At 57.1% G+C, this 20,766-nt stretch carries 26 protein-coding genes; 19 read left to right on the top strand and 7 right to left on the bottom strand.

Features of this window, described 5'->3' with window-relative positions; genetic code table 11:
- The first annotated feature begins 27 nt into the window (after positions 1 to 27).
- The 10 genes from G5195_RS09235 (at position 28) to npr (ending at position 6,844) form a co-directional block, all read left to right on the top strand.
- Positions 28 to 1,023, top strand: a complete 996-nt coding sequence (locus G5195_RS09235) for a KpsF/GutQ family sugar-phosphate isomerase (protein ID WP_421236046.1) — start codon at positions 28 to 30, stop codon at positions 1,021 to 1,023.
- Complete coding sequence (gene kdsC / locus G5195_RS09230; protein WP_108542371.1) at positions 1,023 to 1,577, top strand: 3-deoxy-manno-octulosonate-8-phosphatase KdsC; 555 nt, start codon at positions 1,023 to 1,025, stop codon at positions 1,575 to 1,577. Before G5195_RS09235 ends, kdsC begins: the two co-directional genes overlap by 1 nt.
- Entirely contained in the window at positions 1,574 to 2,134 is a 561-nt protein-coding gene (gene lptC, locus G5195_RS09225; RefSeq protein WP_005336338.1) for an LPS export ABC transporter periplasmic protein LptC, read from the top strand. Before kdsC ends, lptC begins: the two co-directional genes overlap by 4 nt.
- Positions 2,121 to 2,648 (top strand): lipopolysaccharide transport periplasmic protein LptA, encoded by a 528-nt coding sequence (gene lptA / locus G5195_RS09220; protein ID WP_040068817.1) that lies wholly within the window; start codon positions 2,121 to 2,123, stop codon positions 2,646 to 2,648. Before lptC ends, lptA begins: the two co-directional genes overlap by 14 nt.
- Before the next feature lie 3 nt (positions 2,649 to 2,651).
- Positions 2,652 to 3,377 (top strand): LPS export ABC transporter ATP-binding protein, encoded by a 726-nt coding sequence (lptB, locus tag G5195_RS09215; RefSeq protein ID WP_005336333.1) that lies wholly within the window; start codon positions 2,652 to 2,654, stop codon positions 3,375 to 3,377.
- 65 nt (positions 3,378 to 3,442) lie between these two features.
- Positions 3,443 to 4,882, top strand: a complete 1,440-nt coding sequence (locus tag G5195_RS09210) for an RNA polymerase factor sigma-54 (RefSeq protein ID WP_005336331.1) — start codon at positions 3,443 to 3,445, stop codon at positions 4,880 to 4,882.
- Positions 4,883 to 4,902: 20 nt separating this feature from the next.
- A complete protein-coding gene (hpf, locus tag G5195_RS09205) occupies positions 4,903 to 5,190 on the top strand; it encodes a ribosome hibernation promoting factor (RefSeq protein WP_005336323.1) in 288 nt (95 codons plus the stop codon).
- A gap of 2 nt (positions 5,191 to 5,192) precedes the next feature.
- The gene (ptsN, locus tag G5195_RS09200; RefSeq protein WP_005336322.1) at positions 5,193 to 5,639 is read left to right on the top strand and encodes a PTS IIA-like nitrogen regulatory protein PtsN; all 447 of its coding nucleotides are present in this window, start codon (positions 5,193 to 5,195) and stop codon (positions 5,637 to 5,639) included.
- Positions 5,640 to 5,684: 45 nt separating this feature from the next.
- Positions 5,685 to 6,551, top strand: a complete 867-nt coding sequence (gene rapZ / locus G5195_RS09195; RefSeq protein ID WP_021231839.1) for an RNase adapter RapZ — start codon at positions 5,685 to 5,687, stop codon at positions 6,549 to 6,551.
- A 20-nt stretch (positions 6,552 to 6,571) separates the two neighbouring features.
- A complete protein-coding gene (gene npr, locus G5195_RS09190; RefSeq protein ID WP_005336318.1) occupies positions 6,572 to 6,844 on the top strand; it encodes a PTS phosphocarrier protein NPr in 273 nt (90 codons plus the stop codon).
- A gap of 143 nt (positions 6,845 to 6,987) precedes the next feature.
- Here the strand turns inward: npr and degS are convergent, their stop codons facing one another.
- The 3 genes from degS to G5195_RS09175 form a co-directional block, all read right to left on the bottom strand.
- Positions 6,988 to 8,112 carry an outer membrane-stress sensor serine endopeptidase DegS gene (gene degS / locus G5195_RS09185; RefSeq protein ID WP_421209467.1) on the bottom strand — a complete coding sequence of 375 codons (1,125 nt, stop codon included), beginning with the start codon at positions 8,110 to 8,112 and terminating at the stop codon, positions 6,988 to 6,990.
- A gap of 108 nt (positions 8,113 to 8,220) precedes the next feature.
- Positions 8,221 to 9,582 (bottom strand): Do family serine endopeptidase, encoded by a 1,362-nt coding sequence (locus G5195_RS09180; protein ID WP_216952220.1) that lies wholly within the window; start codon positions 9,580 to 9,582, stop codon positions 8,221 to 8,223.
- A gap of 81 nt (positions 9,583 to 9,663) precedes the next feature.
- Positions 9,664 to 10,044, bottom strand: a complete 381-nt coding sequence (locus G5195_RS09175) for a YhcB family protein (protein ID WP_421236045.1) — start codon at positions 10,042 to 10,044, stop codon at positions 9,664 to 9,666.
- A 140-nt stretch (positions 10,045 to 10,184) separates the two neighbouring features.
- Here G5195_RS09175 and zapE point away from each other — a divergent pair, with 140 nt between their 5' ends.
- The 8 genes from zapE (at position 10,185) to G5195_RS09135 (ending at position 16,358) form a co-directional block, all read left to right on the top strand.
- Positions 10,185 to 11,279, top strand: a complete 1,095-nt coding sequence (gene zapE / locus G5195_RS09170; RefSeq protein WP_421223123.1) for a cell division protein ZapE — start codon at positions 10,185 to 10,187, stop codon at positions 11,277 to 11,279.
- Positions 11,280 to 11,545: 266 nt separating this feature from the next.
- Positions 11,546 to 11,974, top strand: coding sequence for a 50S ribosomal protein L13 (rplM, locus tag G5195_RS09165; protein WP_005341737.1), 429 nt, complete (start codon positions 11,546 to 11,548; stop codon positions 11,972 to 11,974).
- 15 nt (positions 11,975 to 11,989) lie between these two features.
- The gene (rpsI, locus tag G5195_RS09160; RefSeq protein WP_005336286.1) at positions 11,990 to 12,382 is read left to right on the top strand and encodes a 30S ribosomal protein S9; all 393 of its coding nucleotides are present in this window, start codon (positions 11,990 to 11,992) and stop codon (positions 12,380 to 12,382) included.
- Positions 12,383 to 12,677: 295 nt separating this feature from the next.
- Complete coding sequence (gene petA / locus G5195_RS09155; RefSeq protein ID WP_216952217.1) at positions 12,678 to 13,268, top strand: ubiquinol-cytochrome c reductase iron-sulfur subunit; 591 nt, start codon at positions 12,678 to 12,680, stop codon at positions 13,266 to 13,268.
- Positions 13,269 to 13,270: 2 nt separating this feature from the next.
- Positions 13,271 to 14,488 carry a cytochrome b gene (locus G5195_RS09150; protein WP_005341735.1) on the top strand — a complete coding sequence of 406 codons (1,218 nt, stop codon included), beginning with the start codon at positions 13,271 to 13,273 and terminating at the stop codon, positions 14,486 to 14,488.
- Entirely contained in the window at positions 14,485 to 15,219 is a 735-nt protein-coding gene (locus G5195_RS09145; protein ID WP_201938939.1) for a cytochrome c1, read from the top strand. Before G5195_RS09150 ends, G5195_RS09145 begins: the two co-directional genes overlap by 4 nt.
- Before the next feature lie 87 nt (positions 15,220 to 15,306).
- Positions 15,307 to 15,936 carry a stringent starvation protein SspA gene (sspA, locus tag G5195_RS09140; RefSeq protein ID WP_005336279.1) on the top strand — a complete coding sequence of 210 codons (630 nt, stop codon included), beginning with the start codon at positions 15,307 to 15,309 and terminating at the stop codon, positions 15,934 to 15,936.
- Positions 15,933 to 16,358: a ClpXP protease specificity-enhancing factor gene (locus G5195_RS09135; RefSeq protein WP_005336278.1), complete on the top strand. Its 426-nt coding sequence runs from the start codon at positions 15,933 to 15,935 to the stop codon at positions 16,356 to 16,358. Before sspA ends, G5195_RS09135 begins: the two co-directional genes overlap by 4 nt.
- Positions 16,359 to 16,401: 43 nt before the next feature.
- Here G5195_RS09135 and dolP read toward each other — a convergent pair whose 3' ends face one another.
- Genes dolP through G5195_RS09115 form a run of 4 tightly spaced genes read right to left on the bottom strand, consistent with a single transcriptional unit; the run spans position 16,402 to position 19,685 of the window.
- Positions 16,402 to 16,980 (bottom strand): division/outer membrane stress-associated lipid-binding lipoprotein, encoded by a 579-nt coding sequence (dolP, locus tag G5195_RS09130; protein WP_005336277.1) that lies wholly within the window; start codon positions 16,978 to 16,980, stop codon positions 16,402 to 16,404.
- A gap of 4 nt (positions 16,981 to 16,984) precedes the next feature.
- Complete coding sequence (locus tag G5195_RS09125; RefSeq protein WP_118854505.1) at positions 16,985 to 17,575, bottom strand: D-sedoheptulose-7-phosphate isomerase; 591 nt, start codon at positions 17,573 to 17,575, stop codon at positions 16,985 to 16,987.
- A gap of 9 nt (positions 17,576 to 17,584) precedes the next feature.
- A complete protein-coding gene (locus G5195_RS09120) occupies positions 17,585 to 17,956 on the bottom strand; it encodes a YraN family protein (protein WP_005355127.1) in 372 nt (123 codons plus the stop codon).
- A complete protein-coding gene (locus G5195_RS09115) occupies positions 17,898 to 19,685 on the bottom strand; it encodes a penicillin-binding protein activator (protein ID WP_421223121.1) in 1,788 nt (595 codons plus the stop codon). The genes G5195_RS09120 and G5195_RS09115 overlap by 59 nt, the downstream gene beginning before the upstream one ends.
- 199 nt (positions 19,686 to 19,884) lie before the next feature.
- Here G5195_RS09115 and rsmI point away from each other — a divergent pair, with 199 nt between their 5' ends.
- Entirely contained in the window at positions 19,885 to 20,718 is an 834-nt protein-coding gene (gene rsmI, locus G5195_RS09110; RefSeq protein WP_005336254.1) for a 16S rRNA (cytidine(1402)-2'-O)-methyltransferase, read from the top strand.
- Positions 20,719 to 20,766: the final 48 nt, after the last annotated feature.

Raw genomic sequence — 20,766 nt, 5'->3', positions numbered from 1 at the left:
CTAATTTCGGCCCGGAGCTGTGTCTTTATGTCTGTAAAGCCTGAGAAAGTGTCTGAACTGTTCGATTTTCGTCGCAGTGCCCGCGCGGTGCTGGACACAGAAAAGCAAGCCATTGATGGACTCTATCAGTATCTGAACGACGCCTTCGACAAGGCGTGCGAAATGGTGCTGCGCTGTGGTGGCAAGATAGTGGTCACCGGCATGGGCAAATCGGGCCATATCGGCAGCAAGATCGCCGCCACCCTCGCCAGCACAGGCACACCGGCCTTCTTCCTTCACCCAGGAGAAGCGAGTCACGGCGATCTGGGGATGATCTCCAATGGCGACCTTATCATCGCTATCTCCAACTCCGGTGAGAGCGATGAAATCCTGGCCCTGCTGCCGGTACTCAAGCGCCGCGGCATTCCGCTCATCTGTATGACCGGTAATCCGGCCTCCACCATGGCCAAAGAGGCCAACGTGCATCTGTGCATCAAGGTGGAGAAAGAGGCCTGCCCGTTGGGTCTGGCACCCACTTCCAGCACCACGGCAACCTTAGTCATGGGCGATGCCCTGGCGGTCGCCCTGCTGGAAGCGCGCGGTTTTACCGCCGATGACTTCGCCCTCTCTCACCCGGGCGGGTCGCTCGGCAAGCGTCTGTTGCTGCGGGTTGGCGACCTGATGCACAGTGGCGATCTGTTGCCCCGGGTGGGTATAGATGCCACCATCAGCCAGGCGCTGCTGGAAGTGAGCCGCAAGGGGCTCGGTATGACGGCTGTGGTCGATGGCAATGGCCTGCTGGCCGGGCTCTTTACCGATGGCGACCTGCGCCGCATTCTTGACCAGCAGATCGATATCCATCACACCCCCATCAGCCGTGTGATGACGGCCAACTGTGTTACCGTAGGTCCAGAGATGATGGCTGCGGAAGCCGTCAAGCTGATGGAAACGAGAAAAATCAACGGATTACTGGTCGTAGATGGTGACAAGCGCCCGCTAGGCGCCTTCAACATGCACGACCTGCTGAAAGCCGGAGTAATTTGATGCAAAACGTACCGACCCTCTATGGTCCGGTGACGCGCAGCCAGTTCGACAAGGCGGCGCAAATCCGCCTGCTGGTGTGCGATGTGGACGGGGTGCTCTCCAACGGCCTCATCTACATGGGAAACAACGGCGAAGAGCTGAAAACCTTCTGTACCCGCGATGGTGCGGGCATGCGAGCGTTGCTCAATGCCGGGATCGAGATCGCCATCATCACCGGGCGCAACTCCCGTATCGTCAGCGATCGGATGAAAAGCCTGGGGGTGGCTCATGTGGTGCAGGGGGCTGATAAAAAGCTGCCTCACTTCGAAGCGCTGCTGGCCAAGCTGGGGCTGAGCCCGGAGCAGGCTGCCTATATGGGCGATGACACCATCGATCTGCCGGTGATGGCCGCCTGCGGCCTGGGTATCGCGGTGGCCGATGCTCATCCGCTGGTGTTGAGCCGTGCCGATATGGTGACCCGGCTTGGCGGTGGCATGGGAGCGGTGCGCGAGGTGTGTGACCTCATTTTGCAGGCGCAGGGCCACGACGATTATCAGCCCGAGGCTTCGGTATGAGCAGACAGACCCTGTTGTTTGCCCTGCTGTTTCTGGTCGCTCTGGTTGCCTGGCAGTTGGGCAAGGTGGAGCTGGTGCCGGAGAGCGCCGTCAAAATAGAAAACTATCAGCCGGATTTTGTCGCCAAAGATCTGGTGACCACCCGTTTTGATATCAACGGCAAGCGCACCGAGCGGCTGGAGTCGACCTACGCCGAGTATTATCAAATCCTCGAGCAGGCCACCTTCGACAAGCCGGTGGTCTACATGTATGACGATCAGGGTGCCGCCGAGTGGAAGGTGACCGCCGAAACCGGCGTGCTCAACACGGGCGACAACGTCATCCTGCGGGACAAGGTGCATCTGGATGGTCTGCTACCAACTTCTTTCATCTCCACACTGGATACCCCCTATCTGGAGCTGGATCTGGTGACACAGGATGTGCGCAGCAACCGGGAAGTGAACATTCTGGGTCGGGATTTCCAGACCCAAGGGGTTGGCCTCAAGGGCCATCTGGACCGCAAATATTTTGAGTTACTGGATCAAGGCCATGCCATCTATTTCAATGAAAAACGCTAATCTGGCCCTCGCAGCCCTGTTGTTGTGTGGTGCGGTGACCGCCAAAGAGTCTGACTTTGCCGAGAAGGTCTACGTCGATGCCGTCAAACAGGTGGCCGAGATGCAGGACAACCGCATCACCTTCGAAGAGGACGTGACCATCAATCAGGGCACCATCCGGATCAAGGCTGACAAGGTGGTTGTGACCCGTTCCGGCGAGAAAGGGGCCGAGGTGATGACTGCCTACGGCAAGCCCGCCACCTTCTTCCAGATCTTGGATAACGGCAAGCCGGTCAATGCCCACGGCAACACTATCCGCTACGAGCTGAAGAACCGGCTGGTGACCATCACTGGCAACGGTCAGCTCAAGCAGGAAGATAGTCAGGTCAATGGCGATCTGATCCGCTACGACATCGTCAAACAGAAGATGATTGCCGAGAGCAAGAGCCCGAGCCAGCGGGTCAAAACCGTGTTCCTGCCGGATCAGGTAGAGAATTTCGACAAGCCCGCCGACCAGAAGAAGCAGGGAAAATAAGCCATGGCAGTGTTAAAAGCAGTGGGCCTGCAGAAGAGCTACAAGCGCCGCATGGTGGTGAGTGACGTCAGCCTTGAAGTGGGCACTGGCCAGATTGTCGGCCTGCTCGGCCCCAACGGGGCGGGCAAGACCACCTCCTTCTACATGATTGTGGGGCTGGTACAGCGCGATGCCGGTCTCATCACCATCGACGATCAGGACATCAGCCTGCAGCCCATGCATGTGCGGGCGCGCAACGGCATCGGTTACCTGCCGCAGGAGGCCTCCATCTTCCGTCGCCTGTCGGTATTCGACAACCTGATGGGAGTGATGCAGACCCGCAAAGGGTTGAGTCGCGAGGAGCGTGAGGACAAAGTTCAGCAACTGCTGGAAGAGTTCAATATCACCCACATTCGCGACAACCTGGGTCAGAGCCTCTCCGGCGGTGAGCGCCGTCGGGTCGAGATCGCCCGTGCGCTGGCGGCCGAGCCGCGTTTTATTCTGCTGGATGAACCCTTTGCAGGGGTTGACCCGATTTCTGTGATAGACATCAAGAAGATCATTCAGCATCTGAAAGATAGAGGCCTTGGCGTCTTGATTACCGACCACAACGTCAGAGAGACTCTGGACGTATGTGAGAAGGCCTATATCGTCAGCCACGGCAAGATGATTGCCGAAGGTGCACCGGCTGACATCCTTGCCGATGAGCAGGTCAAGCGCGTCTATTTGGGCGATCAATTCAGTCTATAGTAAGGGGGCATGCCTTCATTTCCTTTGACGAGTGCCTCGCTGAACATAAGGATATCCCGACGTAGATGAAGCCGACATTACAGTTGCGTCTCGGTCAGTCCCTGACCATGACGCCGCAATTACAACAAGCGATTCGTCTGCTCCAGCTCTCCACTCTGGAACTTCAGCAGGAAATTCAGCAAGCGCTCGAAAACAACCCTCTGCTGGAGCAGGAAGAGAGCGAGGCGCAAGAGACCAGTCCGGAAGCGCCGGTCGATGCCAGTCAGCTGGATTCCAGCGATGCCATGGCTCAGGAGCAGATGCCGGACGAGTTACCGGTGGATACCACCTGGGACGAGGTTTACTCTGCCGGCACTGCCCAAAGTGCGGGCCCCATCCACGATGGGGAAGATAGCGTCTATCAGGGTGAAACTACCGAAAACCTGCAGGATTATCTGCTGTGGCAGATGCGGCTCACACCGTTCAGCGATGTGGATGCCGCCATCGCGCTCGCCATCATCGATGCCATCGACGAATCCGGTTATCTGACCGTTGCGCTGGAGGATATTCAGGCTGCCGTCACCAGCGATGACGTAGAGGTGGAACTCGATGAGGTCGAGGCGGTACTCAAGCGGGTGCAGCACTTCGATCCGGTCGGCATTGCTGCCCGTTCTGTGCAGGAGTGTTTGCTGATCCAGCTGGATCAGTATGACCCGCAGACCCCCTGGCTCAACGAGGCCAAAGAGGTGATCCTCGAGCACATGGAGCTGCTCGGCAACCGGGATTACCGCACCCTCGCCCGCAAGACAAAACTCAAAGAGAGCGACCTCAAGGAGGTGCTGGATCTGATCCAGCTGCTGGAGCCGCGTCCCGGCAATGGCATCATCCAGAGCGACTCCCAGTACGTTATCCCCGACGTCTCCGTGGTCAAGAAGGGCAGCAAGTGGGTGGTCGAGCTCAATCCCGACTCCGCCCCCCGCATCCGGGTCAACGAGACCTATGCCGCCATGGCCCGCAACGCCCGCAGCAGCACCGACACCCAGTTTATCCGCTCCCATTTGCAGGAAGCCAAGTGGTTCATCAAGAGCCTGGAAAGTCGCAATGACACCCTGCTGAAAGTGGCCAGTTGCATTGTCGAGCAGCAACAGGGCTTTTTCGAGTATGGTGAAGAGGCGATGAAGCCGATGGTGCTCAATGACATCGCCGAAGCGGTAGAGATGCATGAGTCGACCATCTCCCGGGTGACGACCCAGAAGTACATGCATACCCCCCGTGGTATCTTCGAATTGAAGTTTTTTTTCTCCAGCCATGTGAACACCGAAGGAGGAGGAGAGTGCTCATCGACCGCAATTCGCGCGCTCATCAAGAAGCTGGTCACGGCAGAGAATCCTGCCAAGCCGTTAAGTGATAGCAAGATCGCGGATTTGCTGGCCGAACAGGGTATTATGGTGGCGAGACGCACGATCGCTAAGTATCGCGAATCCTTGTTTATCCCACCTTCCAATCAGCGCAAACGCCTGGTTTAGGCAAACAAAAGGATGATGTTATGCAAATTAACCTGACCGGACACCATGTCGAGATCACCGAAGCTCTGCGTGATTATGTGAATAACAAATTTGCCAAACTCGAGCGTCACTTCGACCACATCAACAATGTTCATGTGGTGCTTAGCGTGGAAAAACTGAACCAGATAGCGGAAGCCAAATTGCACGTCAGCGGTGGCGAAGTGTTTGCCAACTCTGAACATGCCGATATGTATGCTGCGATAGACACCTTGCTCGACAAGCTGGACAGGCAGATCATCAAGCACAAAGATAAGTTAAATAAAAAATAACCATGCAACTTGAACACATACTGAGTCGGGACTGCACCAAGAGTGCAGTCCCTTGTACCAGCAAGAAACGCGCCCTCGAAATCATCAGCGAGCTGGCCGCCGAACGTCTTGGCACCTCCCGTCAGGCACTGTTCGAATGCTTGCTGGCCCGCGAAAAAATGGGTAGTACCGGGATCGGTGCCGGTATTGCGATCCCCCACGGTCGCATTGACGATGAGTTCCCGCCAACCGCGATCCTGATGACTTTTGCCGACCCTATTCCTTTCGACTCCATCGACAATCAACCGGTTGACCTGCTGTTTGCCTTGCTGGTGCCGGAAAGCGAGTGCAAGCAGCATCTCAAGACCCTTTCTCTGATGGCTTCCAAGCTGGGTGACAAGGCGGTTTGCCGCCAGTTGCGTCAGGCAACCAGCGACGAAGAGCTCTATCAGATCATGACCTCGGCCTGACAGCAGGCCAAGGATGAGACACCCGTTTTGGCGTGAGGGAACAAGATGCAGTTAATCGTGGTAAGTGGGCGTTCGGGCTCCGGTAAAACGGTAGCCCTGCGAGTGCTGGAAGATCTGGGTTACTACTGTGTGGACAACCTGCCGGTCAATCTGCTGCCCCAGCTGATTGTGTCGGTGGAGAGCCAGTACGACAAGCTGGCGGTCAGTATCGATGTGCGCAACCTGCCGAGCGATCCGGAGAAACTGGAAAATCTGCTGGCTCAGGTGCGCAATGAGGGGCGGGTTGAGTTCTCCAGCTTCTTCTTCGACGCCGACAACGGCACCCTGCTCAAGCGCTATGGTGAGAGCCGCCGCTTGCACCCCCTCTCACGCAACAAGCTGTCGCTGGATGAGGCGATTCGGGAGGAGACCCACCTGCTGGCGCCCATCTCCTCGACCGCTGACCTGCGTATCGACACCACCACCCTCAGCATTCACGACCTGAGCGAGCTCATCAAGACCCGGGTGCTTGGGAAGAAAGAGAACGAGCTGGTGCTAGTGTTCGAGTCGTTCGGCTTCAAGTACGGCATTCCCAAGGATGCCGACTTCGTGTTCGATGCCCGCTTCCTGCCCAATCCGCACTGGATCCCCGAGCTCAAGCCGTTTACTGGCAAGGATGAGCCGGTCGCCAACTACCTCTCGGCACAAGCTGACGTGATGCTGTTTACCCAGCAGATCGAAAACATGCTGGTGACCTGGTTGCCCCATCTGGAGCGCAACAATCGCAGCTACCTCACGGTCGGCATCGGTTGCACCGGCGGTCAGCACCGCTCGGTCTTTATTGCAGAACGGCTGGCCAGTGCATTCCGTTTGCTTGGCAAGAACGTGCAGATCCGCCACCGCACTCTCGACAAGAGTGCCCCCCAATCTTGACGGACCAATAGGACGACCCGATGACTGTTTCCGCCTCGGTTGAAGTGAAAAACAAGCTGGGTATTCATGCCAGACCTGCCATGATGCTGTTCGAGCTGGTGCAGGGTTTCGATGCCCACGTGCTGCTGCGCAATGAAGATGGTGTGGAGGCCGATGCTGACAGCATCATCGGCCTGCTGATGCTGGATTCCGCGCAAGGGCGGCAGGTGGAAGTCCAGGTTGAGGGCCCCGAAGAGGTCGAGGCCCTAGCCGCCGTGGTGGAGCTGTTCACCTCCGGCTTTAATGAGGAGTAGTCACTCCTCGTTCTTCTATTCCTTTCACTTGTATTCGGTCGCGCTATTGCGGCATGACATGGCTGACTATGTAGTTCCATGGAGAAATGAGAGTTAGGCGCAGCCTAACAGGCTGCAGGCTGATGCAATAGACCGTTGCCGCGTTAGCTGGCCGATGAGACATTGCTGACTCCAGCCCGGTTCTGATAGCGCACATCCTCTTCAATGGTGACCACCACTTCCAGCGGCTTGCCGGAGCGTAACACCGATATGGTCAGCTTGGTGCCGGGGCGGCTCTCGGCGATCTTGTCCAAGGCGGCTCTGGGACCGCTGATGGCTTCGTCGTTGATCTTGAGCAGCACATCCCCTCGTTGCAGACCGCCTTTGGCTGCTGGACCGTAGGGATCCAGACTCTTCACTACCAGACCACGCAGATCGCCGAGATTCATCATCCGCGCGATTATCGGGTTGATCTCGACGCTGGATATCCCAAGGTAGCCGCGAATGACCCTGCCGTTGGTGATCAGCTCATCCATGATCCGCTTCGCCAGCCGGTAGGGGATGGCAAAGCTGATGCCGTAGCTCTCCTGATTGCCGTTGAGGTGATAAGTGGCGGTGTTGATGCCCACCAGATCGCCACGACCGTTGACCAGCGCGCCACCCGAGTTGCCCTCGTTGATGGCGGCATCGGTTTGCAGCAGATCCTGCCGGCCATTGCTGTCCGGCCCCATGCTGGAGAGACCGGTGCGGCCAGTCGCGCTGATGATGCCCTGGGTGATGGTCTGGCCGACGTTGTAGGGATTGCCGATGGCGAGTACTACATCGCCCACTTCTGGCAACCGCTCCGGATCTTGCGGGATTACCGGCAGGTTATCTGACTCGATATAGAGCACGGCAAGGTCGGTAAGCGGGTCTGTGCCGACCAGCTCGGCACTGAAAACCCGGCCATCCTGCAGGGCTACGATGATCTGGTCGGCGTCAGCGATGACGTGGTAGTTGGTCAGCACGTAGCCGCGCTGGGTCATGATGACGCCGGAGCCCAGTCCTTGTGGACGCAGTTCCCCCTGATTGCCCTGGTTGGGAGCAAAGCTGCGGGTGTAGATGTTGACGACGGCGGGGCCGGCCCGATGAGCGGCATAGGAGAAACTCAGTTCTCGGGCATTGGTGATGAGCCCCGGGAGTTGGGCGCCACCGCGAAAATTGGGAAACAGCAGCAACAGCAGCACCGCGACGGTCAAACCGAAACCGACAGACTTGCCCAAGTAACTGACTAAAGGGGAAATTTTCATGTCATTCTCATCCGTACAGGCTGCGGGCAGAGAATAACACTATCAATGGATAAAAATCACCCGCGGCGAAGGCCGCGGGTGATAGAGAGGTTGTTGAACCATCAGGGGTTAGCGGATCACCAGATAGAGCGAGGAGTCGCCGCGCTGGATATTGAGCGCCAGTACGTCAGGCTTGTTCTTGAGCGCCTTGCTCAGCTCGCCCAAGGTGTTGATGCGCAGACGGTTGACCCCGATGATGATGTCCCCCTTCTGCAGGCCGGAAGCGGCTGCCGGAGAACGGGGATCAATGTCGGCCACGGCGACGCCGGAGACCGGATCGGTAGTGGTGCTCAGCTTGGCCCCTTCCAGTGCCGGATGCAGCGCGCTGGCGCGCACTTCGCTGTCATCGGCCTGCTTCAGGGTCACTTTGGCCGTTTGTGACTTGCCATCGCGGATCAGTCCCAGCTCGACCTGCTTGCCAGCGCCCATGGTGGCGATCTTGGCACGTAGCTCGCCGAAGGAGCGAACCGGCTTGCCATCGATGCTGACGATGATATCGCCCGCCTTGATGCCCGCCTTGTCTGCGGCGGAGTCAGGCATGACCTGGTTGACGAAGGCGCCATCCTTCTTGTTGTAGCCGAAGGTCTTGGCGATGTCTGAGGTGAGTTCGGTACCGGTAATGCCCAGCTGACCGCGACGCACTTCACCGTACTTGACGATCTGCTCGGTCAGATCCCGCACCATGTTGGAGGGGATGGCAAAGCCGATGCCGATGTTGCCGCCGTTCGGGCCCAGAATCGCGGTGTTGATACCGATCAGCTCGCCACGCAGATTGAGCAGGGCACCGCCCGAGTTACCTGAGTTGATGGCCGCATCGGTCTGGATGAAGTTTTCCAGATTCTCGATGTTGAGGCCGCTGCGACCGAGCGCGCTGACGATACCTGAGGTGACGGTCTGACCCAGACCAAACGGGTTGCCGATTGCCAACGCATAGTCACCCACCCGCAGCTCGTCGGAGTCGGCGAACTTGATCTGCACCAGATCCTCGGCCTTGATTTGCAGCAGGGCGATGTCGGACTGCTTATCTTCACCGATCTTCTTGGCCGCATATTCACGACCATCCTTCAGAGTGACCTTGATCTCGTCCGCCTCGTGAACCACGTGGGCGTTGGTGATCACGTAACCCTTCTTGGCATCGACGATGACACCGGAGCCGAGTGCCTGGAACGGCTGCTCGCTCACCTGTTCATCGGGCATATTGGGACCGAAGAAGAAACGGAATTGTTCCGGCAGACGCTGGCGGGTGATCTTCTTGCCGGAGACAGAGATATTAACTACGGCAGGAGTGACCTGTTCGAGAACGGGGGCCAGACTTGGCATCTCCTGATTAGAGCCTAACAGGGAAGGCAGTGCGGCCTGAGCAGGGGCCGCAGACATGGCGATACCGACGCTGAGGGCTAGCACACTGAGCATGGAAAGAGGTTTACGCATATGAAAAACAGCTCCCAGAAAAAGTTGCATTGCAATCGTCAAGGTCAGACCACAGGGCTGGCCAATTAGTTCCGCGAGGAACTAATTTGGTTGTTTGAGCAGTCCGGAAGAGGCGCCGGCATAGTCGCGAGGCGGTACGCCCGGCTCATCTGCTTCTTTGGTTGGGGCTTCTTCTACCAATGATTCACGGAACAGCGGTTCCTGTGCCTTGGCCAGGAATTTGCTCTGCTCGGCCATGTGGCGATAGAGGGTCTGATACTGCTCGGCCAGTTGCTCCATCAGCGCGGCGCTGTCGGCGAAGTGGGTATTGATTTGGCCCTGATAGATTTCAAGCTCCTTGTGGGCCTTTTTCAGTTCCTGTTCCAGACGGCCGGCATCGCGGCTGCGTACCGAAAAACGGCCGAGAACGATACCGATAATCAAGGCCGCGACAGCCAGCAGGATCCCAGTTAACAGACTCATAGATGCTCCTTGTTACAGCTAAAACAGAGTGGGTTTATGCGGTCGTCATAACCGCCATGCCTTGATGGCACTATACCGTGCGTCCTGAGGCCGTGATACCATTTTGTCCTCGATTCAGGGACTTGGAGAGGCGCTCAAGGATGACACCGCAGCAAAAATACCAGCAGGATCTGCTGCGCCCCGGCTTTGTGGCCGACCCCGCGCAGGGGATGGCCATTAGCAGGCTGGAGCGACTGTATCAGGATTTGCTACGGCGCCCGACTCCGACCAGATCTCGAGGGTTGCTGGGTTGGCTGCAAAAGCCCAAGCAGCCGGAGCCCGTCCTCGGTATCTATATGTGGGGCGGAGTGGGCCGAGGCAAGACCTGGCTGATGGATACCTTTTTCGACAGCCTGCCGGGGACGCGCAAGATGCGCAGCCATTTCCACCGTTTCATGCACCGCATTCACGATGAATTGCAGGGGTTGAGCGGGCAGTCCGATCCCCTCAAACTGTTGGCCAGCAAGCTTGCCAGCGAGACAGACATCATCTGTTTCGACGAATTTTTTGTCTCCGACATCACCGATGCCATGTTGCTGGGCACGCTGTTTCAGGAGCTGTTTGGTCACGGTGTTGTGCTGGTCGCCACTTCAAATATTCCGCCGCAGGATCTTTATCGCAACGGGCTGCAGCGAGCCCGTTTTCTGCCAGCTATCGAGCTGATCGAGCGTCATTGCGAGGTACTTAACGTAGATGGCGGTATCGACTATCGCCTGCGTACGCTGGAACAAGCGGAGATTTATCACTGCCCGCTGGACTTGCAGGCAAAAGCCAATCTTGACCGCTATTTTCAGCAATTAACCGGTGGGCACACGGCTTGCGAGGGGACGTTCGAGGTCAATCATCGTCAGCTGACGTCGCTCGGAATGGGGGAAGGGGTGCTCTATATGGAATTTGAGCAACTTTGCTGTACTCCCCGCTCCCAGAACGACTATATCGAGCTGGCCAGACTGTTCCATACTGTTCTGCTGGCCAATGTGCAGCCAATGGGCACAGGCACGGATGACGCGGCTCGCCGCTTCATTGCCATGGTCGATGAGTTTTATGAACGGCACGTCAAGCTCATCATGTCGGCGGCGGTTCCCATGGCAGAACTCTACGGTGAAGGGCTGCTGAATTTCGAATTCCAACGCTGTCTTTCACGGCTTCAGGAAATGCAATCGCACGAATACCTTGCCAGAGTGCACCTTCCTTAGTCACAATACCGCGCCTGCCAGTCGGATGGGCATCTGCGGCAGGTAGGGCCGGGCGACATTTGCTGGTTTCATGGCAGTGAAATTAGCAGGTGATATTTAAGGCAACTTCACTTATAATCGCCCGGCCCACGTTACAGCTGTCGATAAGACAGCAACACTTTAAGCTTTACTTGTATTCGAAGGGGTACAGGTAGGCCATCGTTTGTTGTTTGTGGGAGAGCCCCCATAAACAATTGGGTCTGTAACAGGTAATTGGGTTTAACTTAATGAAAACTTTCGTTGCCAAGCCAGAAACCGTAAAACGTGACTGGTACATTGTGGACGCAGAAGGTAAAACTCTGGGTCGTATCGCAACCGAGATCGCTGCTCGTCTGCGTGGTAAGCACAAAGCTGAATACACTCCGCACGTTGACACCGGTGATTACATCATCGTTGTAAACGCTGAGAAGGTACGTGTTACCGGTAAGAAAACTACCGACAAAATGTACCACGCTCACTCCGGTTTCCCGGGTGGTATCAAGTCAATCAGCTTCGACAAGCTGATTCAGCGTAAACCGGAAATGGTAATCGAAGCTGCTGTTAAAGGCATGCTGCCGAAAGGTCCTCTGGGCCGTGCCATGTTCCGTAAACTGAAAGTTTACGCAGGCGCCGAGCACGCTCACGCTGCTCAGCAACCTCAAGTACTGGATATCTAATCGGGAACTGGCAACATGGCAGAAAATCAATACTACGGTACCGGCCGTCGCAAAAGCTCCACTGCTCGCGTATTTATCAAAGCGGGTAGCGGTAAGATCGTAATCAACCAGCGCTCCCTAGAGCAGTACTTCGGTCGTCCGACTGCCCGCATGGTAGTTCGTCAGCCGCTGGAACTGGTTGAGATGACCGAGAAACTGGATCTGTACATCACCGTTAACGGTGGTGGCATCTCCGGTCAAGCTGGTGCGATCCGCCACGGTATCACTCGTGCTCTGATGCAGTACGATGAAACCCTGCGTTCCGAACTGCGTAAAGCAGGCTTTGTTACTCGCGATGCCCGTAAGGTTGAGCGTAAGAAAGTCGGTCTGCACAAAGCTCGTAAGCGTCCGCAGTACTCCAAGCGTTAATTCGCTTTCGGTGCTCACTCTTTCGAGTGTCAAAAAAGCCTGGCAACCGCCAGGCTTTTTTTATTAGTAATATTACCGACATCAATGCTAACCACGCGTCACAAAAGACAAAAAATTGTTTCTTTATTGTTTTTATTGCTCACCGCTCTTTCTTGTCAAGTTGTTATCTTTTCTTTAAAATTTCCCCTGTTTTCTGTGGCAATTGTAAATCCAGCTTCCGCCGCTGTTGTCACGGGAAAAATGGGGAACAGGGACACTATAAGAATGTGCGGAGTCCACATGGGAGAGTTTTTGGATGAGCAATGCGCCAGTTGATACCGGTCGCCGCAGATTTCTTACCTGGTCAACGGTTGCCGTTGGTGGGGTAGGAGCTGCGTTTACCGCAGTGCCGTTTATAAAGTCATGGAATCCGAGTGCCAAGGCCAAAGCAGCCGGTGCACCGGTTGAAGTCGATATCAGCAAGTTGGAACCGGGTCAGCTCATCCGTGTCGAGTGGCGTGGCAAACCCGTCTGGGTGGTGAAACGCACCAAGCAGACGCTGGATGCCCTGGCAGCACATGATGACAAGTTGCGGGATCCCTCATCAGAAGAGCCGCAGCAGCCTGACTATGCCCATAACGGGTACAGATCGATCAAGCCCGAAATTTTTGTCGCGGTCGGTATCTGCACCCATCTCGGGTGTTCACCTTCTTATCTGCCTGACAGTTTTGGTGAGCAGGTGCAGGGGGTTGCGTCCGGCTTCTTCTGCCCGTGTCATGGCTCCAAGTTCGATATGGCTGGCCGTGTGTTCCAGGGGGTGCCTGCACCACTGAACCTGGTTATTCCGCCGTATCAATTCATTAACGACACCACCATTCTGGTCGGTGCCGATGGCAAGGAGGCCTGATCATGTTGAGCAAACTGATGGGCTGGATTGACGATCGCTTTCCGCTTACGGCCATGTACAACGACCACATGGCCAAGTATCCGGCTCCGAAGAACCTGAACTTCTGGTATTTCTTCGGTTCGCTGGCCATGTTGGTGCTGGTTAACCAGATCATCACCGGCATCTGGCTGACCATGAACTACAACCCCTCTGCGGAAGGTGCGTTTGCCTCCGTCGAGTACATCATGCGGGATGTGGAGTATGGCTGGCTGCTACGTTACATGCACTCTACCGGTGCCTCTGCCTTCTTCGTGGTGGTCTACCTGCACATGTTCCGAGGTATGATTTACGGCTCTTACCAGAAGCCGCGCGAGCTGCTGTGGATTTTCGGCATGCTGATCTTCCTGGTGCTGATGGCGGAAGCCTTTATGGGCTACTTGCTGCCCTGGGGACAGATGTCATTCTGGGGGGCCCAGGTCATCATTTCGCTGTTTGGTGCCATTCCGGTCATCGGTGACGATCTTACCCTCTGGATCCGTGGTGACTACGTTATCTCTGGTGCGACCCTGAACCGCTTCTTCGCGCTGCACGTCATCGCGTTGCCGCTGGTTTTGGTGATGCTGGTTGCGATGCATATCCTGGCGCTGCACGAAGTGGGCTCCAACAACCCGGATGGCATCGATATCAAGAAGCACAAGGACGAGAACGGCTGGCCGCTGGATGCGGTGGCATTCCATCCTTACTTCACCGTCAAGGATATGATCGGTGTCGCTGGCTTCCTGTTCTTCTTCTGCGCCATCATTTTCTTCAAGCCGGATATGTGGGGTTACTTCCTCGAGAAGCCGAACTTTGAAGTGGCCAACGGCCTGAAGACTCCGGCTCACATCGCGCCTGTGTGGTACTTCACCCCCTTCTACGCGATTCTGCGTGCGGTACCTGACAAGCTGCTTGGCGTCATCATGATGGGCCTCTCTATTGTGGTGTTGTTCCTGCTGCCCTGGCTGGATCGCTGCAAGGTGCGTTCAGTACGCTATCGCAGCAAGCTGCACAAGCTGAACATCGCCCAGTTTGTGGTCTGCTTCATCATTCTGGGGGTGCTGGGTGTACTGCCGTCGACGCCGACTCTGACGCTGGTTGCCCAGATCTGTACCTTGGGTTATTTCGGTTTCTTCGTGCTGTTGTTCTTCTACAGCAAAAACGAACGCACCAAGCCGCTGCCGGAGAGGGTGACATTTAAATGAAAAAAATAATATTTGCAGTGCTGACCCTGCTGCCCTCTCTGGTGTTTGCCGCTGGAGGTGCGGTTGCACTGGACAAGGCCAATTACGATCTGAGTGACAAGGCATCCCTGCAACGCGGAGCTGCCACCTTCATGAATTATTGTGCCGGCTGCCACTCTACCCAGTACCAACGCTACAACCGGGTTGCTGCCGATCTGGAGATCCCTGAGGATCTGATGAAGGAGAACCTCATTTTCACCGACGCCAAAGTGGGTGATCTGATGAAGAGTGCCATGTCTGAGAAGGATGCCGCCAAGTGGTTTGGTGCGCCGCCTCCCGACCTGACTCTGGTTGCCCGAGTACGTGGTGCGGACTGGATTTACACTTATCTGCGTTCTTTTTACGTGGATCCGACCCGTCCGTTTGGTGTGAATAACGTGGTGTTCCCGTCAGTGGGCATGCCCCATGTGCTGGAGCCGCTGCAGGGGACTCCCCGTGCCGAGTTCGCGACTCACATGGTCGATGGCGTCGAGACCCAGCAGGTTGTCAGCATCAAATCTGACGGCAACGGTGAAATGGATGACGAAGAGTATGATAAGACGGTACTGGATCTGGTAAACTTCTTGGTCTACTCGGCTGAACCGGTACAACAGGAGCGTGAACGCATGGGCTTCTGGGTGCTTGGCTTCATCGTGATCTTCTTCATCTTCACTGTGCTGTTGAAGAAGGAATTCTGGCGCGACGTTCACTAAGCGACCAGATCCGGGTAATATAATGCACGGCAATGAAGACCAAGATGCTTCATTGCCGTTTCTGCTTTTTTATGACGGGAGGGTTCAATGGCTGTAGCTGCCAATAAGCGTTCGGTAATGACGCTGTTTTCCGGTGCCAACGATATGTTCAGCCATCAGGTGCGTATTGTCCTGGCGGAGAAGGGTGTTAGTGTGGATATCTGTCAGGTTGACCCAGCCAATCTGCCGGATGAGCTGGCCGAGCTGAACCCGTACAACTCTGTACCGACCCTGGTTGATCGTGAGCTGGCGCTCTACACCTCGCGCATCATCATGGAGTATCTGGATGAGCGCTTCCCGCATCCGCCCCTGATGCCTGTTTACCCGGTTGCCCGCGGTAACAGCCGTCTGATGATGCACCGCATCGAGCTGGACTGGTACTCCCTGGCCGACAAGATCATGGCCGGTACCGATGCTGAAGCGGCACGCAACGAACTGCGTGACAACCTGCTGGCCATCGCGCCGATCTTCGGTGAAATGCCCTATTTCATGAGCGAAGAGTTCGGTCTGGTGGATTGCTACATGGCACCGCTGCTGTGGCGTCTGCCGAGCCTTGGCATCGACCTGACCGGTCGTGGCGCCAAAGAGCTGAAGGCCTACATGGTTCGTCTGTTCGAGCGTGAGTCCTTCCAGGCTTCCCTGACCGAAGCCGAACGCGAGATCCGTGCTGGCGTATGAGCATGGAACCGACAATGACACCGAGCCGCCCGTACTTGTTACGGGCGTTCTTTGACTGGTTGCTGGACAACGATCTGACCCCTCATCTGGTGGTCAACGTCAACATTCCCCATGTGATGGTGCCGATGCAGTTTGCTCAGGACGGGCAAATTGTACTGAATATCGCGCCCCGAGCCGTGATGCAATTTCACATGGATAACGAGGCTATCAGCTTCAGTGCCCGTTTTGGCGGGGTATCCCAGCAGGTCTATATCCCGATGGCGGCCGTGCTGGCTATCCATGCCCGGGAGAACGGCGTGGGCACCATGTTCCCGCCTGAGCCGGGTTACGATATCTGGCTGGAGCAGGCTGAAGCGCCGGTGGAGCCTGAGCCGGAACCGCCGCGTCCAAGCGGTCGTCCGACCCTGAAGGTGATCAAATAAAAAACGCAGCCGATTGGCTGCGTTTTTTTATGTGCGGTCGGGCTTAGTTCTGGGCGAATTCGAAGGCCTTGATCACGCGCTTCACGCCGGTGACATGGCGGGCGATGTTGACTGCCTGCTCTCCCTCCTGGCGAGTCACCAGACCAATCAGGAACACCTCGCCGTTCTCGGTGACCACCTTGACCTTGGTGCTGTCGAAGTTCTTGGTGCCGAACATGTCGGCTTTCACCTTGGAGGTGATCCAGGAGTCATTGCTGCGGGTGGTGAAACTGGCAGGTTGGCCGATGCGCAATTCGTTGTAGACGTGGCGGACCCCTTCGATGCGACTGACAATTTTGCCCGCCTCAATCTTGTAAACGTCAGAAGGTGTCTGGCCGACCAGCAGGACGCGGCCATTGTTGCTGTAGACGCTGATCTTGCTGGCTGCGCTGAGGGGTTTGTTGTCGGCCAGCAGATTGGCCGCTTTCAGCTCGATGGTCTGGTCATCCCACTGCGCGCCCAGGGTTCGGCGATCGCCAGAGGCCTTGGCAGTCCCTGCGGCGCCGCCAACAACCAGGGCTGCGCAGCCTTGCAGCAGCAGGGTGCTAACCAGCAGACCGAGCAGGATAGTGTGCTTTTTCATGGTTTCAATCTTCCTGTTGCGGGAAAAGTGTCTGGTCGATGAGATCACACAGGCAGTGCAGGGTCAACAGGTTCACTTCCAGAATGCGAGGGCGACGGGCGGAGGGAACACGGATCTCCACATCGTTTGGGCCGAGCAGACCTGCCATTTCGCCACCGTCACCCCCGCTCAGCACCACTATGGTCATGTCGCGGGAGAGGGCAGCCTCGGCGGCCTTGATCAGGCTGCGGCTGTGGCCGGAGGTGGTGATGACCACCAGAATGTCGCCAGGCTGGCCCAGCGCGCGGATCTGCTTGGAGTAGACCTCTTCAAAACCGTGGTCGGTGGCGATGGCGCTGATGGTTGCCATGTCCGGGGTCAGGGCCATGCCGGGCAGGGAGGGGCGCTGGGTCTCGTAGCAGTTGACCAGCTCGGAGATAAACAGTTGCGCCAGTGCGGCAGAAGGACCGTTACCGCATGCCAGCACCTTGTGGCCATTGAGCAGGCAGATGGTGATCATCTGGGCTGCAGTATGGATGGCATCCGGCAACGCCTCGGCGGCGGCTATCTTGGTCTGGATGCTTTCGGTGTAGTTCTCTTTGATGCGGTCAGTCATAGGGTCCTCTTAAAATGCGTTCTGGATCCAGGCTGGCTGGTCGCCCTCGAACGCAATCACATCGAATCGGCAGGCCTGATTGGCCTCGTTGATGGCATGTTGCTTCAAATAGTGGCGCGCTGCCAGCATGATCTTGTGCTGTTTGCTGCGGGTGACCGAGCTGGCGGCCCCGCCATGGCTGCCGGTGGCCCGGTAGCGCACCTCAACAAACACCAGGGTCTGGCCCTGGTGCATGATGAGATCTATTTCACCGCCACGACAGCGGTAGTTGCGAGCTACCGGTTGCAGGCCCCTGGCCTGCAACCAGCGTTCAGCGACTTGTTCAAAGTGCTGTCCCTTGCTCGTTGGTGAGGGGAACAGGCTCGGCAACTGCTGGCGCATCCGTTTCCATAGTTCCTTCATTGGAGGGCTCCTCCAGTTGCTGAACGGCGTTCTCGTCGACCAGTTTGCCGTTCTGGTAAGTACCCCAGCTCAGCATCCGCACGATATTGCCCTGGGCATCCACGCTCAGCTGACCACTCATGCCGGCCTGCTGCATGCCGCCTACCTTGCGCATCTGCTGGAGGTTCTCAGCCAGGCTGACGGCATCGTAGCCCATGGCAAACAGACGCAGCAGGTCACCCTGGGTCTGCGGCCAGAGCAGAGCGATCTGCTCGCGCTGTTTCTCGTAGCCGCCCAGCAGCAGCGGCATATCGGCGATATGCATGCCGTTGAGCTCGGAGGCGACCTCGGTGGCGGCGCTGTCGTAGCCACGGGAGCTGGTGTAGATGGGCAGGCTGCCCATCGGATTGACCGAGACATCCACATAGGGCTTGATCATCCGGGTTTCCAGACTGTTGGCGACCACGTAAACGGCATCGATGCTGCGCGGTGTGGCATCAGAGAGTTGCACCACTTCACCTGCACGGGCGGTAGAGCGGCCGCTCAGGGCATTCTTGACCATCCCCTGCACTTCGTTGCGCGCACCGAAGGTGGCAACGACCGGCTTATCCTGGCTCAGGGTGGCCCAGCTCTGCTCGAACGCCTTGATACTGCTGTAACCGATCCGCCCCTGGGCGGCGATCAGCAGCGGTTTACGGTAGCCCTGGGTGTAAAGGTACTGGGCTGCCTGCGCGGCATCTGCGGCAGCAGAAAGGGAGAAGTAGTAGGTGGTGTCGTTGACGACCGGCTTGTCCAGCTCGTTGAGCGCCAGTACCGGCACGGTCGGATTGGCCTTGAGCAGCTCCTCGACCCGATCTTTCAGCAGCGGGCCGATGATCATGTCTGCCCCTTCCTGAATCGCCTGCTTATAAAGGTCGCCGGTCGACTTGCTCTGGGTGTCGTAGAAGTTCAGGGTGAATTGCCCCTGATTTTCCTTATAAGACATCAGCATACCATTACGGATGGCTGCGCCCTGCGGCTCCAGATTGCCGGAGAGGGGCAGCAGCACAGCGATCTGTTGCACCGAGGTGCTGGCAGTGGCCGCCAGATCGCCCAATCCTGCCGGCATATCTTTCTGGGCCGGATGGTTGGGGAAGTCACGCTTCCAGCCTGCCAGTTGGCGGGCCAGCAAGTTCGGCTGGGCGCCAAACTCGTTGACCAGTGCCGCCAGTCGTAGCCAGCCGGTGGTCACATCAGGGGCCGGAGCCTCTTCCAGCGCTTGCAGGGTGGAAGGGGTCATGCTTTTGAGCAACGACCAGATTTGCTGATGGTTGGTCGCCTGCTCGCTCTGATTGAGGTAGGGCTCCAGTGCAATCAATGACTTGGCTGCGCCAAACTTGTTATTGATGTCGAGCTGCAGCACTACGCGCTGGCGATACCAATCCTTCTGGGTATCGGCATCCAGCAGCACCTCAGGTTTGCCTTCCAGCAGGATCAGCGCCTGATTGGCGTGGCCTTGCGCCAGCAACAGATGGGCTTGCAGTAGTTGCAACTGCGCCTTCTGAACGGGATCCTTGGCCTGCTTCTGCAATTGCTGGAACAGTGCCGAGGCCGGTTTGGCCTGGCCCAGCGCCAGATAGCTGCGTGCCGCCAGCATCTGCCAAGTAAAGGCTTCGGCCGGCTTGGCCGGGTCCACCTTCTCAAGATACCACTGGGCATTCTTGGTCAGATTGGAGAACGCAGAGGGCATGCCTGACTGCCCTGACGGTTGATTGGGCTCCGACGCACAGGCGGCGAGCAGTACTGCCGCGAGTATGATGCCGAAGAGTCGTGATACACTTAGCTGCTTTGTAACCCGGTTCAAGTTCATTCCCCGACCAGTGTTGAAGTTCCCCATAGTGTAAACGGGCCAATATGGCGACACAATTGTCGGGGCACTCGGAGATCCCATGAGTGACATCCCAACCCTGTATATAGTTCCCACTCCGATCGGCAATCTGGCGGACATCACCCAGCGTGCATTGGACATTTTACGCAGTGTCGATCTGGTGGCCGCCGAAGATACCCGTCATACCGGTATCCTGCTCAGCCACTACCAAATATCGGTGCCGACCTTCGCCCTGCACGATCACAACGAGCAGCAGAAGGCCGATGTGCTGATCGGCCGGATCAAAGAGGGCAAGAGTGTTGCGCTGGTCTCCGATGCCGGCACCCCGCTTATTAGCGACCCCGGTTATCACTTGGTCACCCGCTGTCGTGAAGCCGGGGTCAAGGTGGTGCCGCTGCCCGGTCCCTGTGCTGCCATCACCGCCCTGAGCGCGGCCGGTCTGCCCACCGATCGCTTTGCCTTTGAGGGCTTCCTGCCCGCCAAGAGCAAGGGACGTGACGATCGCCTGCAAGCCGTTATTGAAGACACCCGCTCGCTGGTGTTCTACGAATCCCCGCGCCGTGTGCAGGATACAGTGGAAGCGATTGCTCGCATTCTCGGCGAGCGTCAGGTGGTGGTGTGCCGCGAGCTGACCAAGACCTTCGAGTCGATCCACGGTCTGCCTGCCTCTGAAATGCTGGCCTGGCTTGGTGAAGATGACAACCGTTGCCGCGGCGAGATCGTGCTGGTCGTGGCTGGCGCTTCCAAAGAGGAAGAGGATCTGCCAGCCGAGGCGATCCGCACTCTAGGGTTGCTGGTTACCGAACTGCCACTGAAAAAAGCGGCCGCCCTGACCGCCGAGATCCACGGCGTGAAGAAGAATGCCCTCTATAAATACGGTCTCGAGCACTATTGAGTCGGTCAATAGGTCATCAGACTGTTTTTTGACCTGCGCAATCCCCTG

The sequence above is a fragment of the Aeromonas sp. 601039 genome (genome assembly GCF_049174415.1).
Lineage (GTDB): Bacteria > Pseudomonadota > Gammaproteobacteria > Enterobacterales > Aeromonadaceae > Aeromonas > Aeromonas veronii_A.
Note: the sequence above shows the minus strand (reverse complement) of the source record. Positions and strands in the feature narration are given on the sequence as shown.

Bases quoted from the DNA above. Each gene is read 5' to 3' on its own strand.
- G5195_RS09180 (WP_216952220.1), bottom strand. From the start codon at position 9,582: ATGCGTAAACCTCTTTCCATGCTCAGTGTGCTAGCCCTCAGCGTCGGT.
- G5195_RS09210 (WP_005336331.1), top strand. From the start codon at position 3,443: ATGAAGCCGACATTACAGTTGCGTCTCGGTCAGTCCCTGACCATGACG.
- rsmI (WP_005336254.1), top strand. From the start codon at position 19,885: ATGAGTGACATCCCAACCCTGTATATAGTTCCCACTCCGATCGGCAAT.
- rpsI (WP_005336286.1), top strand. From the start codon at position 11,990: ATGGCAGAAAATCAATACTACGGTACCGGCCGTCGCAAAAGCTCCACT.
- G5195_RS09150 (WP_005341735.1), top strand. From the start codon at position 13,271: ATGTTGAGCAAACTGATGGGCTGGATTGACGATCGCTTTCCGCTTACG.
- G5195_RS09135 (WP_005336278.1), top strand. From the start codon at position 15,933: ATGAGCATGGAACCGACAATGACACCGAGCCGCCCGTACTTGTTACGG.
- lptB (WP_005336333.1), top strand. From the start codon at position 2,652: ATGGCAGTGTTAAAAGCAGTGGGCCTGCAGAAGAGCTACAAGCGCCGC.
- dolP (WP_005336277.1), bottom strand. From the start codon at position 16,980: ATGAAAAAGCACACTATCCTGCTCGGTCTGCTGGTTAGCACCCTGCTG.
- rplM (WP_005341737.1), top strand. From the start codon at position 11,546: ATGAAAACTTTCGTTGCCAAGCCAGAAACCGTAAAACGTGACTGGTAC.
- lptA (WP_040068817.1), top strand. From the start codon at position 2,121: ATGAAAAACGCTAATCTGGCCCTCGCAGCCCTGTTGTTGTGTGGTGCG.
- G5195_RS09115 (WP_421223121.1), bottom strand. From the start codon at position 19,685: ATGCCCTCTGCGTTCTCCAATCTGACCAAGAATGCCCAGTGGTATCTT.
- sspA (WP_005336279.1), top strand. From the start codon at position 15,307: ATGGCTGTAGCTGCCAATAAGCGTTCGGTAATGACGCTGTTTTCCGGT.
- hpf (WP_005336323.1), top strand. From the start codon at position 4,903: ATGCAAATTAACCTGACCGGACACCATGTCGAGATCACCGAAGCTCTG.
- ptsN (WP_005336322.1), top strand. From the start codon at position 5,193: ATGCAACTTGAACACATACTGAGTCGGGACTGCACCAAGAGTGCAGTC.
- G5195_RS09235 (WP_421236046.1), top strand. From the start codon at position 28: ATGTCTGTAAAGCCTGAGAAAGTGTCTGAACTGTTCGATTTTCGTCGC.
- degS (WP_421209467.1), bottom strand. From the start codon at position 8,112: ATGAAAATTTCCCCTTTAGTCAGTTACTTGGGCAAGTCTGTCGGTTTC.
- petA (WP_216952217.1), top strand. From the start codon at position 12,678: ATGAGCAATGCGCCAGTTGATACCGGTCGCCGCAGATTTCTTACCTGG.
- lptC (WP_005336338.1), top strand. From the start codon at position 1,574: ATGAGCAGACAGACCCTGTTGTTTGCCCTGCTGTTTCTGGTCGCTCTG.
- zapE (WP_421223123.1), top strand. From the start codon at position 10,185: ATGACACCGCAGCAAAAATACCAGCAGGATCTGCTGCGCCCCGGCTTT.
- G5195_RS09120 (WP_005355127.1), bottom strand. From the start codon at position 17,956: ATGCGCCAGCAGTTGCCGAGCCTGTTCCCCTCACCAACGAGCAAGGGA.
- G5195_RS09145 (WP_201938939.1), top strand. From the start codon at position 14,485: ATGAAAAAAATAATATTTGCAGTGCTGACCCTGCTGCCCTCTCTGGTG.
- G5195_RS09175 (WP_421236045.1), bottom strand. From the start codon at position 10,044: ATGAGTCTGTTAACTGGGATCCTGCTGGCTGTCGCGGCCTTGATTATC.
- rapZ (WP_021231839.1), top strand. From the start codon at position 5,685: ATGCAGTTAATCGTGGTAAGTGGGCGTTCGGGCTCCGGTAAAACGGTA.
- kdsC (WP_108542371.1), top strand. From the start codon at position 1,023: ATGCAAAACGTACCGACCCTCTATGGTCCGGTGACGCGCAGCCAGTTC.
- G5195_RS09125 (WP_118854505.1), bottom strand. From the start codon at position 17,575: ATGACTGACCGCATCAAAGAGAACTACACCGAAAGCATCCAGACCAAG.
- npr (WP_005336318.1), top strand. From the start codon at position 6,572: ATGACTGTTTCCGCCTCGGTTGAAGTGAAAAACAAGCTGGGTATTCAT.